The sequence below is a fragment of the Burkholderia sp. NFPP32 genome (assembly GCF_900119325.1).
In the GTDB taxonomy this organism is placed as follows: Bacteria; Pseudomonadota; Gammaproteobacteria; order Burkholderiales; family Burkholderiaceae; genus Burkholderia; species Burkholderia pyrrocinia_C.
This window is the reverse complement of the sequence record NZ_FPJP01000014.1, coordinates 52,206-68,491: the sequence shown is the minus strand read 5'-3', so window position 1 is coordinate 68,491 and position 16,286 is coordinate 52,206. Positions and strand designations below refer to the sequence as shown.

The 16,286-nt window shown below is 64.9% G+C and carries 16 protein-coding genes; 4 read left to right on the top strand and 12 right to left on the bottom strand.

The genetic code is table 11. The annotated features are described in order from the left end of the window. Positions 1-10: 10 nt before the first annotated feature. The 11 genes from BT264_RS24130 to BT264_RS24080 all read right to left on the bottom strand — a co-directional run bounded on the left by BT264_RS24130 (position 11) and on the right by BT264_RS24080 (position 9,601). Positions 11-340: a DUF3613 domain-containing protein gene (locus BT264_RS24130; RefSeq protein WP_072441658.1), complete on the bottom strand. Its 330-nt coding sequence runs from the start codon at positions 338-340 to the stop codon at positions 11-13. A gap of 19 nt (positions 341-359) precedes the next feature. Beyond that, positions 360-1,202 (bottom strand): tetratricopeptide repeat protein, encoded by an 843-nt coding sequence (locus BT264_RS24125; protein ID WP_072441660.1) that lies wholly within the window; start codon positions 1,200-1,202, stop codon positions 360-362. A gap of 18 nt (positions 1,203-1,220) precedes the next feature. Next, on the bottom strand, positions 1,221-2,213 hold the full coding sequence (locus tag BT264_RS24120) for a type II secretion system F family protein (RefSeq protein ID WP_072441662.1): 993 nt from the start codon (positions 2,211-2,213) through the stop codon (positions 1,221-1,223). A 4-nt stretch (positions 2,214-2,217) separates the two neighbouring features. After that, positions 2,218-3,216 carry a type II secretion system F family protein gene (locus tag BT264_RS24115; RefSeq protein ID WP_072441665.1) on the bottom strand — a complete coding sequence of 333 codons (999 nt, stop codon included), beginning with the start codon at positions 3,214-3,216 and terminating at the stop codon, positions 2,218-2,220. Further along, positions 3,209-4,579: a TadA family conjugal transfer-associated ATPase gene (locus BT264_RS24110; protein ID WP_072441668.1), complete on the bottom strand. Its 1,371-nt coding sequence runs from the start codon at positions 4,577-4,579 to the stop codon at positions 3,209-3,211. Before BT264_RS24110 ends, BT264_RS24115 begins: the two co-directional genes overlap by 8 nt. A 3-nt stretch (positions 4,580-4,582) precedes the next feature. Continuing rightward, the gene (locus tag BT264_RS24105; protein ID WP_072441671.1) at positions 4,583-5,857 is read right to left on the bottom strand and encodes a fimbrial protein; all 1,275 of its coding nucleotides are present in this window, start codon (positions 5,855-5,857) and stop codon (positions 4,583-4,585) included. A 60-nt stretch (positions 5,858-5,917) separates the two neighbouring features. Next, a complete protein-coding gene (locus BT264_RS24100) occupies positions 5,918-7,249 on the bottom strand; it encodes a type II and III secretion system protein family protein (protein ID WP_072441674.1) in 1,332 nt (443 codons plus the stop codon). Positions 7,250-7,314: 65 nt separating this feature from the next. After that, on the bottom strand, positions 7,315-8,238 hold the full coding sequence (gene cpaB / locus BT264_RS24095; RefSeq protein ID WP_072441677.1) for a Flp pilus assembly protein CpaB: 924 nt from the start codon (positions 8,236-8,238) through the stop codon (positions 7,315-7,317). Positions 8,239-8,331: 93 nt separating this feature from the next. Continuing rightward, complete coding sequence (locus BT264_RS24090) at positions 8,332-8,778, bottom strand: TadE/TadG family type IV pilus assembly protein (protein WP_072441680.1); 447 nt, start codon at positions 8,776-8,778, stop codon at positions 8,332-8,334. Then, entirely contained in the window at positions 8,775-9,275 is a 501-nt protein-coding gene (locus BT264_RS24085) for an A24 family peptidase (RefSeq protein WP_072441683.1), read from the bottom strand. The genes BT264_RS24090 and BT264_RS24085 overlap by 4 nt, the downstream gene beginning before the upstream one ends. Positions 9,276-9,391: 116 nt before the next feature. Beyond that, the gene (locus BT264_RS24080; RefSeq protein WP_072441685.1) at positions 9,392-9,601 is read right to left on the bottom strand and encodes a Flp family type IVb pilin; all 210 of its coding nucleotides are present in this window, start codon (positions 9,599-9,601) and stop codon (positions 9,392-9,394) included. A gap of 677 nt (positions 9,602-10,278) precedes the next feature. On the opposite strand from BT264_RS24080, the gene BT264_RS24070 reads away from it, so the two are divergent. The 4 genes from BT264_RS24070 to BT264_RS24055 all read left to right on the top strand — a co-directional run bounded on the left by BT264_RS24070 (position 10,279) and on the right by BT264_RS24055 (position 15,725). Beyond that, entirely contained in the window at positions 10,279-11,874 is a 1,596-nt protein-coding gene (locus tag BT264_RS24070) for a collagen-like triple helix repeat-containing protein (RefSeq protein WP_072441687.1), read from the top strand. 40 nt (positions 11,875-11,914) lie between these two features. Further along, positions 11,915-13,267, top strand: coding sequence for a collagen-like triple helix repeat-containing protein (locus BT264_RS24065; protein ID WP_072441690.1), 1,353 nt, complete (start codon positions 11,915-11,917; stop codon positions 13,265-13,267). Between the two features lie 144 nt (positions 13,268-13,411). Continuing rightward, positions 13,412-15,097: a ShlB/FhaC/HecB family hemolysin secretion/activation protein gene (locus tag BT264_RS24060; protein WP_072441693.1), complete on the top strand. Its 1,686-nt coding sequence runs from the start codon at positions 13,412-13,414 to the stop codon at positions 15,095-15,097. 166 nt (positions 15,098-15,263) lie between these two features. After that, a complete protein-coding gene (locus tag BT264_RS24055) occupies positions 15,264-15,725 on the top strand; it encodes a DUF2147 domain-containing protein (RefSeq protein WP_072441695.1) in 462 nt (153 codons plus the stop codon). A gap of 103 nt (positions 15,726-15,828) precedes the next feature. Here BT264_RS24055 and BT264_RS24050 read toward each other — a convergent pair whose 3' ends face one another. Then, on the bottom strand, positions 15,829-16,239 hold the full coding sequence (locus BT264_RS24050) for a transposase (RefSeq protein WP_072441697.1): 411 nt from the start codon (positions 16,237-16,239) through the stop codon (positions 15,829-15,831). Positions 16,240-16,286 lie beyond the last annotated feature (47 nt).

Genomic DNA, 16,286 nt, shown 5'->3' with positions numbered 1-16,286 from the left:
GCCGTCCCGCTTACTGCATGCCCTGACCACCGCCCGACATGCCGCTGGCGGAACCGAGCTGCGGACTCATTGAACTCGGGATCTTGTTCTTGAACGAATCGAGATAGCGCTGGTAGACGAGCGACGCGACGTCGCCAAGCATCGGCTGCGTCGGTGCCGCCGCGCGATTGTCGCGTTGCATCGTGAGCCAGTCTCTTGTCGAGCGGCCGACGTCGGCCGCGCCCGCTGTTACGGCCTCTTGACCGTATGCCGCGGCGGAACCAACCACCATGCAAACGATCGCGGTCAGCACCGCGGCCCGGTGCGCGTGTACGCTTCGATGATTTTTGTTGTCGTTCATGTCGTTCCCCGATGCCTGTTCATTGTGCAAACCGTTGCAGGAGCGGCACGGTCTGATCGTAGCCAAAATTGTTCGCCATCGGCGTGATCGGCGCGGTGGTACCGCGCCGTGACACGACCGGCGGCATCGCAACCGCGCGTTGCTGCGCACGCGCCGCCGCCGTAATCTTCGCTGCATCGCTAACGATGTCCTTGCGGATATCCGCCGGCAGGTGCTGCTGGTTCATCAGCCTCTGCGCGTCCTGCGTACGCCCTGCTGCAAACAGGTAAAGCACGAGATTGCTGACGATTTTCGGATTGCGCTGATCCAGTTCGGCCGCCTTCATCAAAGGCACGCGCGCTCCGACAACATCGCCGCTGCGCAGCTTCGCGTATGCGAGATCGGACAGCATCGATGCATCGGTCGGCGCCAGTTCCGACGCCTGCGTCAGTGTCTGCGCCGCGCGGTCGAAATCGCCTGCCGCGCCCGCGAGCAGTCCCAGCCCGCGATAACCGCGCGCCGCGAGCGGCGTCTTCAGCAACTGCGTATAGGCGGCCGCGCTCGCGGCCGGCTGGTCGGTCATCCGCAGCGCGTCCGCACGCAGCAGGATCGACTCCGGCACGATGCCGTAGGTCTTGTCGTACGCGTCGATGTGCGCGAGCGACGCGTAATAGAGCCCCTGCGACTGCATCCGCTGGATCAGGCCGAGGTACATGCCCGGCGTATCCGGCACGGCCTGCTTCTGGTCGGCCGCCTGTATCAGCGCCGCGCGCTCCGTCTGCGCGTTCACGCCATAACCGCTGTCCTTGGTCGCGCACGCGCCCAGCAGCAGAACCGCCGCTACCGCACCCGCCCGTATCGCCATTCCGCCGATCCGCTTCATCGTCTTTCCTTCCGTCCTTCAATGATGCTTCGACAACGCGTGCATCACCGCCAACATGCCGGGCCCGGCCGTCACGATCAACAGCGCGGGCAACAGCGTCAGCACCATTACACCGGTCATCTTCACGGTTAACCGGCCGATCCGCTCGCGCAGCATGGCCCGGCGCGTTTCGCGCAGCCGGTCCCCGAACTGCTTGAGCGGCTCCTGCACCGCGCCGCCATGCTTGTCGACCTGGATCATCAATCGCACGATCGCGCGCAAATCCTCGTTGTCGAATCCGACGGACAACCGCTGCAGCGACTGCTCGCGCGTGCGGCCCGCAGCGAACTGGCGCTGCGCGATTCCCACCTCCGACGACAGCACCGGCAACATCCCGCGAAAATCGTTCGTCACAACCTGCAGGCTCTGATCCAGCGACAGTCCGACGCCTTGCAGCAAGCGCAGCATGTCAACGAGCAACGGCAGTTCGTCGACCACGCTCTGCCGCCGCGCCGCCGCACGGCGCTGCACATAGAGCTTCGGCAACATGAAGCCGAGCCCGAAGGCGACGAACATGCCGACCATCCAGATACCGCCCTTCATGCGCCCGCTCGCGAAGATCGCGAACAGCAGCGGCAGCCCGATCCCGCATGCGACCCGCGCGCTCAGGAATAGCCCGCGAGTGCGCACGTCGACATAGCCGCATTGCTCGAGCAGGCGGCGATCCTCTTCCGCGACAACGTATTTGCCGAGCCCGGTATCGAGCCAGCGCACGCCCGCCGCCGACAGCCTGTCGAGAAAACGTTCGACGCGCTGCCCGCCACGTACGTCGGGCTTCGCAGGCGCCTCGCCATCCGGCGCGGTTCGCGCTTTCGCTGCTTCGAGCGCGGCCATGCGCCGGTCCAGCGCATCGACCAGCGCACGTTCGGCACGCGTCGCGGCACTTGCGCGCAGCATGGCGACCATGCCGAGCAGCAGCACCCCGAGCGCGCCCACCGCCAACGCAATCGCTCCGATTTGAGTCGCTGTCATCGCATCACCTGAGCCGAGCCATTCGATACAGCCATACGCTGCCGGTCAATTGCATCAGGAACGCGATCATGAGGAGCGTTCGCCCACTCGGATCGTTCCACATCCCGTGCAGATACTTTGGGTTAGTCATCACGACAAAGCTGCCGATTGCGATCGGCAGCATGACGAGGACGAACGCCGACAGCCGCGTCTCCGACGACATCGCGGTCAATTCCCGCTCGGCCTGCTCCAGATCGCGCATGAACACGGCCATCCGTTCGAGCATTACGTCCGCACGGCCACCATATTTGACGGACAAACGCAGCACCGAGCCCACGAGTTCGAACTCTTCGGTCCGGTAGATCTTCGCGATATGCATCATTGCGCGGTCGATCTCGATACCGCCGCGCAGCATCCGCGACACGAGATCGAGACAGCCGCGCAGCGGCTCCTCGGTCGTCAGCAGCGCCGACTGGAAGGCCGCCGGCACGCTGTTGCCGAGCGTCACGAGACGCACGATCCCGTCCAGGAACGACGGGATCTGCCGGACGATCTTCAGTCTGCGCCGCTGAATTCGCGACGCGAGCCAGACGCCGAGCATCGAACTGCCGCACGCAAGCGCCGCGAAGCACGCAAGCGCGCCGCCGCGACTGCCCGCGAACGCCGCGCCAACAACCAGCACGGCAAGCGCGACGAGCGTCTTGCCGCGTGCATCCTCGATCCCGGCGCGACTCGCGAGGTTCGCCAGATACTCGGATGCCGTCGCATACCAATGCGCCCAAAATGCGTCGGACGATACATTCCGTGCCGCGCCCGGCTGCGCCACGGCACGCGCAGCACCTGCCGCGGACTGCCGTGCCGCCTGCGCAGCGACGCCGGCACGCGCGCCGGGTTCGAGCCGGCTGTCGATGAAGCGCTTCGCGTCGGTTCGCACGCGCCGGGTCTCCGCGTAACGCCACAGCATCATCGCCGCCGCGACACACAGCATCGCGCACGCCAGCACCCACACCATTGCGCTATACATTGAAGCCCCCGCCGCCGCGACCGAACCCGCCGCCGCCGAAGCCGCCGCCAAACCCGCCATCACCGAACCCACCGCTCGTCAGCGTCTGGCGGAAGCGCGCAAGCTTCGGCGAATGCGGATGAATGCCCAGCGTTTCCCAGTGGTCGACCTCCTCGCCCTCCGGCGTCACGCGCGCTTCGTAGCGGTAAAGCTCCTGCGTCGCGATAATGTTGTCGGACAACCCCGTCACTTCGGTGATCGACAGGATCCGCCGCCGCCCGTTCGACAGGCGCCCGATCTGCACGATGAAGTCGATCGCGTTCGCGATCTGCCGGCGCAGGCTCGACTCGGTGCCCTGGAAGCCCGCGAAGCCCGCAAGCATCTCGAGACGGTACAAGCACTCGCGCGGCGAACTCGCATGCACGGTGCCCATCGAACCGTCGTGACCGGTGTTCATCGCCTGCAGCATTTCCAGCACTTCACCGCCGCGCACTTCGCCGACGATGATCCGGTCCGGGCGCATCCGCAGCGTATTGCGCAGCAGGTCGCGAATCGACACGACGCCGGTGCCGTCGAAGCCGCCCGGCCGGCTCTCGAGCCGCACGACGTGCGGGTGGTTCAGCGACAACTCCGCCGTATCCTCGATCGTCACGACACGCTCGATCTCGGGAATGTGGAACGCCAGCGCGTTGAGCAGCGACGTCTTGCCGGAACTCGTGCCGCCCGACACGAGAATGTTGCAGCGCGCCTCGACCGCCGCCTGGAGCAGCGTGTTGATCTCTTCGTTAAAGGTCCCGTTGCCGAGCAGGTCGGACGGCTTCAGCGGATCCTTGCGGAATTTCCGGATCGATACGACCGGGCCGTCGATCGACAGCGGCTCGATCACGACGTTCACACGGCCGCCATCGGGCAGCCGCGCATCGACCATCGGATTCGACTCGTCGAGGCGGCGGCCGATCGGCGCGAGGATGCGCCGCACGATCCGCAGCAGGTGCGCGTTGTCGGTGAAACGCACCGGCAGCCTCGCGAGGATCCCGTGACGCGATACATACACGTCGTTGTAGCCGTTGATCAGGATGTCCTCGACGGCCGGGTCCGCGAGCAGGTCCTCGATCGGCCCGAAGCCCGCGAGCTCCTTCGTCAGCGCCTCCGCGATCGCACGCACCTCGTTCTCGTTGAGCGGAATGCGGCGCAGTCGCACGAAGCTGTCGATCTCGAGATCGACGAACTGGTTGATCGCCTGGCGGGACCATCGGCCGAACTCGGCGCCCAGTTCTTCGATGCGCGTCAGCAAGTGCTCGTGCGCGGCATTCTTGATGTCGTGGAATTGCTGCGTCTGGGAGAACGGCGCTGCGCCGTCGGCAAATTGAATGTCGTGTGCCATCGCTTACGACCGCTTGGACGAGGGTTGAATGAAACGCTTCAGCGCGGACAGGCCGGATGCAGAACGCGGTGCCGCCAATCTGACCGACACGCCTGGCAGCCGCGCGGCGAGAGACTCGAGCGCGCGCACGTACGGATCGCGCTCCGCCATATCGACGATGAGCCGGCCCTGGTTCGCCGCACGGCCGATCGCGACGCGGCGCGACGGCAAGGTGCCGACCAGCGACAGGCCGAGGCGTTCCGCGATCTGCGCGGGCGTCAGGTCGAGGGCAGGGTCGTACTGGTTGACGACGAGCCGTACACGATCGGTATCGACGCCCGCGTCGCGCAGCCCGGTAAGCAGATCGGCTGCCGACACGATCGACGCGACACCCTGATCGCAGACGAGCCACGCTTCATCGGCCGAGCTCGTGATCTGGGCGACGAACTCGCGGTTCGAAAAACCGCCGAGATCGACGATCTGCTGATCGAAGAATGCGCGAAACCGGTTCAGCAAACCAGCACACGACGCGTATGAGACGTCGCGCAGCCCGCCGAGGTCGGCCGGCAGCGTCGTCAATGCGACGCCGCTCTCATGCCGGGTCAGCGCAGTATTCACGAAGGTCCGGTCGATACGGCGCAGGTTGTGAACCGCATCGATGAAATGGAATTCGCAACGGGTATTCAGGAACAGCGCGCCATCGCCTGCCGGCAGTCCCAGGTCGACGAGCGCGGTCTGGCGGCCGGCCGGGGTGCCCCCATTCGGCGCGCCGCCCGCCCCCGGGCTCACCGCCCGCTTCTGCAGCCATACGGCGAGATTCGCCGCGAGCGTACTCACGCCCATGCCGGCACGCGCACCGAGCAACGCGACGAGCTTGCCGTGGCGGCTCGCCGGCTCGGCGACGTTCGCAAGCAGCCCGCGCGTCGTGCGCAACGCCTCCTCGGCCGGTGCCGACACGTCGATGAAATCGCGAACGCCGGCGCGCAATGCGGCGAGCGTGCTCTCCGGCCGTGCGAGCGAACCGAGCGCGACGATCGGCAACCCCGGATGCGTAGCACGGACTGCGGCGGCGGCAATGCTCGCTGCCGTGCTGCCGTCCGAGAAATCAATGAAGACGAGCGCCGGATTGAGGCCCGTGATGCGCTGTGCAAGCATGCCCGGCTCGAGCGATGCGGCCTCGACCGCACCGGCCGACGCGAGCGTATCGGCCAGCCAGCGGACGTGTGCCTCCTGTTGCGATGCGCAAATGAAATAGTCGGTCACGGCGGGTTCACACAATGATTGGATTCGCGCGTTCATGTTGAACACCCCCGATTAAGCAAGGCGTGCCGATGCACCGCGACGCGCGATGCTTCGCACTCATTTCGAAAACCCCGGTGCAGCGTCCGGCGATGCGGCGCCGCCCAGATACGACTGCCAGACCGGCCCGTTGCGCTGTTCGGACAGCTCACCAGGCGTTGCAGGCAGCACCGCCCCCTTCGCGATAGGCGCAACGAGATGCGGCGTCACGATGATCAGCAGCTCTTTGTCATTCTGCTGATAGTTCAGATTCTTGAAGAACGTGCCGATGATCGGCAGATCGCCGAGCAACGGCACCTTGCTCACGTTCGACATCGTCTGGCGATCGATCAGGCCGCCGATCACGAAGCTCTCGCCGTCACCGAGCTCGACCGTCGTATCCGCACGGCGGGTCGTGATACCCGGCACCGCGACGCCGCTGATCGTCACGCTGTTCACGAAATCGAGCTGGCTCGACTCGGGCGCGACCTTCAGCGCGATCCGCTGCGGGCTCAGCACCGTCGGCGTCAGCGAGAGTCCGACTCCGTATTGCTTCCACTGGATCGCCGTCGAGCCGAGCCCTTGCGGCGACGGTACGGGAATCTCACCGCCCGCGAGGAAGCTCGCGCTCTGCCCGGACAGCGCGACGAGCGTCGGCTCCGCGAGCACACGAGCAAGATTGTTGGCCTCGAGCAACGACAGGTCGGCGAAGATCCCGCGCCCGGCTGCGTTCACGACCAGATTGAAGGCCGACGCTACGGGCGCACCGAGCGTCGGAATGTACCCGGCAGTACCGGGGCCCGATCCGCCGTTATATGACTGCACACCGCCCGGCGAGAACGAGCCGAACGAGAACCCGTTGCTTTGCTTGAAGAAGTTGAAGCCAACCTGCTTGAGCACCGAGCGGCTGAATTCGACGACGCGCACATCGACCTGCACGACATTCTTGCCGGCGATCGTCGAGCGATCGATCATGCTCCCTTTCGCGCTCATGTTCTTGCCGACCGCGACTGCGCGGTCGTGCGCATCGAGCGAAGTCGACGCTCCCCGCAGCACCGCCGTTCCGCCGTACGCGTTCACGCGCGGCGTGGAGCCGTCGAGCACCGCATGCGCGGACGCATCGACGACTTCGACATTCCAGACCGTAGGCTCGTCGCGGCCGCGCTCCCACAGCATCACGTTCGTCGCACCCGGCGCCTTCGCGATCAGCAGCACCGATCCGGAACGGCTGCCTTTCATGATCAGCACGTCGGCGACCGCCGGATCGCCGACCGCAACACGCTGCAGCGCGCGGCCGGCCGAAATCTGCCGTTGCGTGCCAACGGCGAGTTCGATCGTGCCGCTCGCGCTGGCGAGCGATGCAAATGTCATGGTCCAGATAGCAATCGCGAATGCAATCAGTGTGTTTTTCATTGTTCGTTGGACCGTCTCTCGGCCTTTTACTTGTCGTCGCTGATATCGATGACCGTCGATGCCTTTCAATAAGCAACCGTTTCCGACCGGCCGCCGCGAATCACCTCGATACCGCCACCGCCCGGCCGCACCGACGGCGGCAGGCGCGACGGCAGCGGCGGCACGTTCACGTTGGCCACCGCATTGCGCTGCGTGCCGGACAGTTGCTGCAGCGAAATGCCTGCTGCCGCGAGCCCCGACGGCGACAGCTTGTTGTCCGTGCGCACCGCAACCGTCTGCATCGCAAGCTCGTCGTCGCGCGGGTTGCGCAATGCGAGTGTCAACCGGCCGCTCGCCTCACCGAGTGTTAGTGCATCAACCTGCGCGGTCGGCACCGCAAGCACCGCGATGCGCACATTCGACGGCTGGCCGTTATTGCCGTTCGTGCTGTTGCCGCTGTCGCGTTCGGACGTCGCATCGCCGAATGAAAGCACACGCACCTTCGACAACAGCAGTCGTGCCTGCGTCTGCGAGATTTCCCCGTCGAACATCGACGAACTGGCCTCGCGTTTAAGGTTCAGGAATACGTCGACGAAATTGCCAGGACGCAGCCGGTTGCCGACCGCGTTGGTCTCGTCGACGCGAACCGCGATCGCGCGCTCGCCTGGCTGCACGTCCTCGGCGAGGCCCGACACCAATGCGCCCGAGACAACCGGCGACGAAACTGGAATGTCCCGCGTCGGCACACGGCCGACGAGCTCGCCCGGATTGCCGAACGCACCGACCGGCATCGGCGCGGTCGGTTGAACCTTCAACGCGTCGGCGGTAATCGGCTGACCCGCCGGCAACGTGCGCGCCGCGATCACGACCGGCACCGGATTTGCCACCGCGATCTGCTGCGCCGGCACCGGAGCCGGCGAACTACGCCCGAGCATCCACGCATAGATTCCGAGCAGAACAGCGATCGCAATCAGCAGCCCCGCGATGATCTTGGTTAGGTTGTTGGCCATGTTTTGGTATGGATGCCGGAATAAAAGTCCGAGTAAGTTTTTCCTGTTGCTCGATTCATGTGCTCGCGGACCTGTCGCGTCACGATGCCCCTCTCACAGGATGGACTGCGGGATCTGCACGACTGCCGTACCCGTCAACGGCTTGGTGATGATGGTCCCCAGGAATGGCATGGTCGTGACCCACGCTTCCGGCGAGTAGCTCACCGTGACCGTCAGGCAATACAGCGTCGGCGGATTCGTCGTGTCGTAACTGCACTGTGGCGCAGCCACCTGCGGTGGGCTGACATTCAACCAGCCCAAGACATTCTGTGCGGCGGTCGTAGCGTTCGTCACACGCGCGGCCAGGGTCGGTGCGTAATTCAAGCCCGCACGCGCGCCTTCGCTGGCTGCCAGCGTCAAGCTTTGCTGAATGACGAAGATCATCCCGAAACTGAGGATTGCGTAGAGAATCATGAAGAACAGCGGAAAAACGATTGCGAATTCGACCGCTGTGGCCCCACGCTGCCTCCGGCATCCCCGTGGCTGCCTCGGTCGCTTCATCGCACGCCCTCCGTTGCAACCACATAGACAAGCCACGCGGCAGCCGGTATCGCGAGACATGCCGCATAGGGCGTCGCCCGATATTTGCCGAGCGCCAGCGCGGGTTCTCCGCGGCGCCACAATGTGCCGAGCGACGTGCGCGACAGCAGAATTAGGACGACTGCATGAACGCCGGCAGCAAGGCTCGCGGCAACCCAGAGCCAGAGCAGCGCGTGCGCACCGCACCATGCACCGAGCACGGCGAATATCTTTACGTCTGCCGCACCCATCAGGCGCAGCATGAAAAAGGGGAAAAGGCCGACCAGCCCGGCCAGCATGCCGAGCATTGCCTGGAACAGCGAGATCCCGAATGGATTCGCGTTGAAAAACGCGCCCCCGAACCCGATGACCAGCCCGGTCAGGGCGAGCGAATTCGAAATGCGTCGAAAACGGATATCGCTGGCCGTGACGAACGTCGCCCAAACCAGGAATGCCCCGCTGAAAATAAGATGTGCCATCGCGCCACAGCCCGCCGCAAATGTCGGTAGCGAGCGGATGCCGAGGCAATCCGCTCGCTACCGACCCAAAACAGCTTTCACAAAATGTGCGCCGTTCTAATTATTTACGGATGCGGTCAGGAACCCCAAATCGTGGTAGACGAACAGGCGGAAGCCGTACGCGTGGTCACGCAGGTACCGAGTTTGGTGAACATGTTCCCGAGACTGTCGCCGATCGACGTTACTCCAGCAACGATCGCGACAGCGATAAGACCCGCGATAAGACCGTACTCGATCGCGGTGACCCCGTTGTTTTCCTTAAGGAAACGCTTGATGATTGCTTTCATTTTATTCCTCGTGCCTGTATTTACGTTCTTTGGCCTTTTATACGTATACATCCCTGCATATCTGGCCATTGCCCCGCGCTGTTCGCCACATCTTTTGCGACGACAACCGGGTGCGCTTTCTTTATAGGTCGCCCCGAGGGGCATGTCTCACGATTTGATGCAAATTAACATTCGCGATAGCAATCCTCCTCGAACGTTGTGTACCGAACCGTACATTTGCTTACATCTGCTCCGGATTCTATATCCGATCCCATTTAAGTTCCAACCTCTTTTAACCACTCGGATCGAAAAAATGACCGTGAGCACGACGTATTTGTACGGCGTTTCGGTAGGTCTTACACATAGGATTTACGATAGGTTAGATGTACACACCTAATCCACCAGTAAAACAATTGCCTCGTCCACCAAGCCTGCGTGGGCCCCACGTTACGTCGCACGCGTAACGCCAATGTTGTGACGTTACGTTACGAAACGGCCGAAACCGTTCTCATTCATCTGCGCTTAAACAGATTCAACAATCTTTCAATTCCCAGAAGTTCCTTTCCCGACAAGGAATTGCCTCGTTTAAAACCTGTTGTCGAACCGTCGGCCATCGAAATGGCACGACAGTTGCAGAGTAGTCCTCGCGGCACTCAACACAACGGCAGTTCACAACACATTTTTAATGCGAGGACAACATGGACATTAAGGTTATCCCTCATGGCGTGTTCCGGACGACTCTGATCGCGGCCACCGTTGCAGCCATGCTTTCCCTCTCCGCGTGCGGCGGCTCCGGTTCCATCAGCCAGGGTCTGGGCAGCGGCGGCTCGAGCTCGGGCGGCGGCGATTCGATCTCGACGTCGGGTGGCGGCACCTCCGGCGGCACGTCGGGTTCAACGAGCGGCAGCACGTCGGGCAGCACCAGCGGATCGACCAGCGGCAGCACGAGCGGTTCGACGAGCGGCAGTACCAGCGGCTCGACGAGCGGAACGACCAGCGGTACGAGCGGCACCTCGGGTGTGTCGTCGAACGCGGTAGGGAGTGTCCTCGCAAGCGGCAGCAATCTCGTCACGGGTGTCGGCGGAACCGTCTCGGGTCTCGGCTCCGTCATCGCCAACCAATCGCTGCCGGGCGTCAACCCGGCCACCACGCAAGCCGCGGGCGGCATCGTGCAGAGCGTCGGCGGCGCAGTCACCGCGCTCGGCAACGGCCTCGGCAATGGTCTCGGCCAGCTCGGCGCGACGAAGGATCCGATCGGCACCACGGTTGCCAGCACGGGCGGCGTGGTCAACCAGCTCGGCGGCGCAGTCACGCAGACCGGCAACCTGGTTACGAGTCTCGGCAGCGGCCCGTTGTCGCCGCTCGCACCGGTCACGGGTGCCGTCGGCGGCCTCGTGTCGACACTCGGCGGCGCCGTGTCGAACGGCGGCACCACCCTCACCAACGCGCTGTCGACCGGCCCGATCCAGCAGGTCACGCAGACGGTCAGCTCGGCCATCACGCCGATCACGACGATGGTCGGCCAGACGACCCAGACGATCGGCACGGCGACCGGCCTCGGCGCGCCCGTCAACACGCTGCTCGGCACGGTCGGCAACGGCCTGAACCAGGCCGGCGCACTGCTCGCATCGACGGGCGGCAACCCTGTCACGACGGGCCTCGGCAACACCGTCTCGTCGACCGGCAACACCGTGAAGGCCGTCGGCGGCCTGCTCACGGGCGGCACCGGTGGCGTGACCAACCCGCTCGCACCGCTCACTGGCCTCGTCTCGACGGTGACCGGCGCACTCGGCGGCGCAACGGGTGGCGGCAGCGGCCCACTCGCCCCGGTCACCGGTCTCGTCTCCACGGTCACCGGCGCTCTCGGTGGCGCAACGGGTGGCGGCAGCGGCCCGCTTGCACCGGTCACCGGCCTCGTCTCCACGGTCACCGGCGCTCTCGGCGGCGCAACGGGCGGCAGCGGCAGCCCGCTCGCGCCGGTCACGGGCCTCGTTTCGACGATCACGGGCGCGCTCGGCGGTGCAACGGGCGGCACGAGCGGCGGCCCGCTCGCGCCGGTCACGGGTCTCCTCGGCGCAGTCACGGGCGCACTTGGCGGCGCGACGGGCGGCGCAGGCGGCAGCAGCCCGCTCGCACCGGTGACGAACGCGGTGTCCACGGTCACCAGCACGGTCGGTGCACCGGCATTGACCGGCGGCACGGGCGCCGTCACGAGTTCGGGCTCGTCGTCGAATCTGCTCGCGCCTGTCACGTCGCTGATCGGCGGCCTGCTCGGCGGCACGCACGGCAAATAAACCGATATCCATTCATCGACAAGACAGCGAGGAGTTCACCATGTCCCAGCAACGTTCTCTCACGACGGCCACCCTGCGCCAGTGGCGCATGCCCCTCACCGCTTTCGCCGCAGCCTGCCTGCTGGCCGCCTGCGGCGGCGGCGGCGTCAGCTCGCCGCCGACCAGCAACAATGGCGGCTCGTCCAGCGGCACGAGCGGTACGTCCGGCACGAGCGGCACCAGCGGCACGACCACCACCGGCACCAAGGGTGTCGTCAGCACGGTCGGCCAGACGGCCACCGACCTCGGCAGCACGGTCGGCAACATCAGCCTGCCGGGCCTCGGCGACGGCGTAACGAAGGGTGTCGGCAGCACGGTCGCCAGCACCGGCACGATCGTCGGCGCAGCCGCCGATGCGGTGAGCAACGGGCTGGGACAGATCGGCTCGACGAAGGATCCGGTCGGCACGACGGTTGCCGGTCTGGGCAATGTCGTCGGCGCGACGAGCAACACGGTGTCCGGCCTGAGTTCGACGGTCAAGGCGCTCGGCACGGGCCCGCTCGCGCCGCTCGCTCCCGTCACGACCCCGGTCGGCACCGTGCTCGACACGGTCGCCAACGGCCTGACGGCCGCCGGCACGACGATCGGTTCGACGCTGTCGTCGGGTGCCGTGCAGCAGGTCACGCAGCCGCTCAGCTCGGTGATCACGCCGCTCGTGATCACCGCCGGCCAGGTCACGCAACAGGTCGGCACGACGACCGGCCTCGGCCAACCCGTCTCGGGCCTGCTCGGCCAGATCGGCGGCGCGATCAGCTCGGCCGGCAAGCAGGTCGGTAGCACGTCGAACCAACCGCTCGTCGGCGATGTCGGTCAACTCGTGACCGCGGTCGGCAACACCGTCACCAACGCGGGTGGTCTCGTCAACCCGAACGGCCCGAACGGTGCAGCACCGATCCCCGGTCTGATCACGAGCCTCGTCGGCGGCTCGACAGCTGGCGTCCAGAACGGCACGTCGTCGAGCTCCGGTTCGACGAACCCGCTCGGCGGCCTGCTGTCGGGTCTGGGCTCGACGCCGCTCGGCTCGCTCACGGGTGCAGTCGGCGGCGCAACGGGCGGCACGAGCAGCGGCCCGCTCGCTCCGATCACGAATCTCGTATCGACGGTCACGGGCACGCTCGGCGGCGCAACGGGCGGCGCAGGCAGTGCAAACCCTCTCGCGCCTGTCACCGGTTTGCTGAATACTGTCACCGGAGCAGTCGGCGGTGCAGCAGGGTCCGGGGGCTCGAGCCCGCTCGCACCGGTCACGTCGCTGGTCGGCGGCGTGTCGGGTACGGCATCGTCGGGTGGCGGTTCGACGGGGCTGCTCGCACCGGTAACGGGGTTGCTGGGCACGCTGGGTAGCGTTGGCAAATAAGGACGACGGTCGCACCTTCGCAGCCGGAGCGAACGGCGCGGCCGTACAAATACACCCGGCATAGCGGCACGCGTCGCGCGACACCCTGGTGTCGCGCGACAGCATTAGAAAGAAGATGAAAAGCAAGGCCTACGAGGAAGAACAATGAAATCCAGACTCGACAGATGGATGATGCTGCTCGCCATCGCGGCAGCAGGCACGGCACACGCACAAACGCGCGTCGGAGGTAACCCGCTCGACTCCCTGCCCCAGATCAACGCACCGAAGACGGGCCCGAACGTCACCGTGCAGGTCGCGCCCCAGGCGCCGCAATTGCAGGAACTGCTGTCGCGACACCTGACGCCGACGACGTTCCAGGTCGAAGGCGTGAAGTCGGTACCGTTCGAGGAAATCTCGCGTCGCTTCACGCCCCTCGTCGGCAAGGACATCACGATCGGCGAGTTGATCGAAACCGCCAATGGCGTGACGAAGCTGTACCAGGATCGCGGCTACGCGCTGTCGTTCGCGTTCGTTCCCGCGCAGACGTTCGAGAACGGCGTCGTGCGAATCACGGTCGTCGAAGGCTATGTGTCGGACGTCAAGGTCACCGGCAAGCCCGGCGCAATGGAACCGAAGATTCGCGCGATCGCCGCGCATATCACTGCAGATCGCCCGCTGCGCCGCGCGACGTTCGAGCGCTACGTGAATACGTTCGGCCTGCTGCCCGGCCTCACGGTAAAAGCGAACGTGCCGCCGCCGCAAACCACCGACGGGGCCACGACACTCGAACTCGCGGTCGACCGCAAGCCGTTCAACGTCAGCACCGGTATCGACTTCAATCACCCGGGCGTCCAGGGTCTCATCACCGCGACCGAAAACGGCCTGACGTCGTTCGGCGAGCAACTGAGCATCTCCGCGCTGGCGCCGCCGGGGCGTGACAAGCAGACCTACTTCGCGTTCAGCGGCGCGGTACCCGTCGGCAGCAGCGGCCTGATCACACGCCTCGACGCGAGCACCTATCGCGGCAAGCCGACCGACAACCCGGGGCTACCGTCATATGTCGAACGCACCGTCAAAAACGAGAAGCTCGGTCTTTCGGCATCCTATCCGTTGCTGCTAAACAACCAGCGCAGTCTGCTCGGCACCGTGTCGGGTTATGCATCGCACAACGAAGACCGTTACCAGAACAAGATCACCGGCAACTCCATCGACACGCGCTCGCAGGTCCGCGTGCTGCAGATGCAGCTCGACTACACGAGCGTTTCGCCGAAACAGGTTCAGAAGCTGAGCGTCAACGTCGCGAAGGGGTTCAACATCCTCGGCGCGTCGAAAGCGCAGGACGTGACCGTCGGCACGACGACGACCTCGGTGGACAGCCCGATTTCGCTGACCTTCGTCCGCACCGGCGCGACCTTCACGCAAACGAACGAATGGCCGTTCCGGATCGGCACGTCGGTTTCGCTGACCGGGCAATACAGCCCCGACTCGCTGCCGACGTCCGAACAGATCTCGTTCGGATCGACCCGCTACGCGCTCGGCTACCAGCCAGGCGAAACGTCGGGCGACTCGGGCTGGGGGATGTCGCTCGAGGTCAACCGCGGCTTCTCGCCGGGCTGGACATATATGAAATCCGTCACGCCGTACATCGCGTATGACATGGCGCGCGTGTACCTGCACGCGGGCACGCCGTCGCCGAACCGCATGTCGTCGGTCGGCATCGGCGTGCGGTTCACGGACAGCCGTTACTACAGTCTCGACCTGAACGTCGCAAAACCGATTGGCGACGCGCCGGTCGAAAGCGCGTCGCGCAGCCCGCGCATCAACGCCGCATTCTCGTATCAGCTCAACTGATTGGTCGGCAAACAGCTCGCGTCACGCGGGCTGTTTCGATTAGAGTCCCCTCTATAAAACGTGGCGCGTGGTTTCACGTATTCTGACGAAGCTCGCAACATGCCCGTCCCATGCAGACGGTCGTGCGGGCGAATCGAACACGACATGCAAAACAAGGAGGATGACAATGATTCAACTGACCCGTCCGTTGCGTGCAATCGCCGTCGCCGGCGCACTGCTCGCCTGCGCAGCACCCACGTTCGCTCAAGCCGACAACCCCGTCGGCATGTGGCAGACCATCGACGACAACACCCATCAGCCGAAGGCACTCGTGCAAATCGCCGAGGACGGCGACGGTTCGCTGTCGGGCAAGGTCGTCAAGGGCCTCGGCGCGAACGATACGCCCGATCGCCGCTGCACCGCCTGCACGGACGAGCGCAAGGATCAGCTCATCAAGGGCATGACGATCATCAAGGCGATGAAGAAGGAAGGCGACCACTGGGACGGCGGCAACATTCTCGACCCGGAAAACGGCAAGGTCTACAAGTGCAAGATGACGCTTGAAGATGGCGGCCAGAAGCTCGTCGTGCGCGGTTATATCGGCGTGTCGCTGCTCGGCCGTTCGCAGACCTGGGTACGCCAGCAATAACGCAGCACGCGCTGAAACGCGCGGCTCGATAAAAAAATCGGCCTGCGACAAAGTCGTCAGGCCGATTTTCTTTTGGTGCAGACGCAGAAGCAAACGACGGACATCACGCCGCGTGCTTCAACGTGTCCGATGCATAGCCGCCCGGCGCACGACATGCGGGCGCGATGCTGCTACGCGCCTCCGCTGCCTTCGATTGCGTATGCTTGCGCATCCGTGTGGACAGTTCGTTGCACAGACTCACGCCCGAATCGCCATAGAGCTCACGCATCACGTTCAACAACGTGCCCGTCTCGTGCCATACCTTGAAGCGGCGATGGCATGTCTGATACGAAGGGTAACGGCGCGGCATGGCGGACCACGTTGCGCCGCTGTAGATCACCCAGAGCACGCCGTTCAGCACGGCACGCGTATTGGCTAACGGTCGGCCGCGCAACTCGGTGCGCGGCTGCATTTCGGGCAGAAGCGGCGCGACGCAGCGCCACTCGTGGTCGGTCAGATCGCGATACGGTGTCATGGACATCTCCAGCCTTGGTAACCATGACACAACGATATCGGCTCACC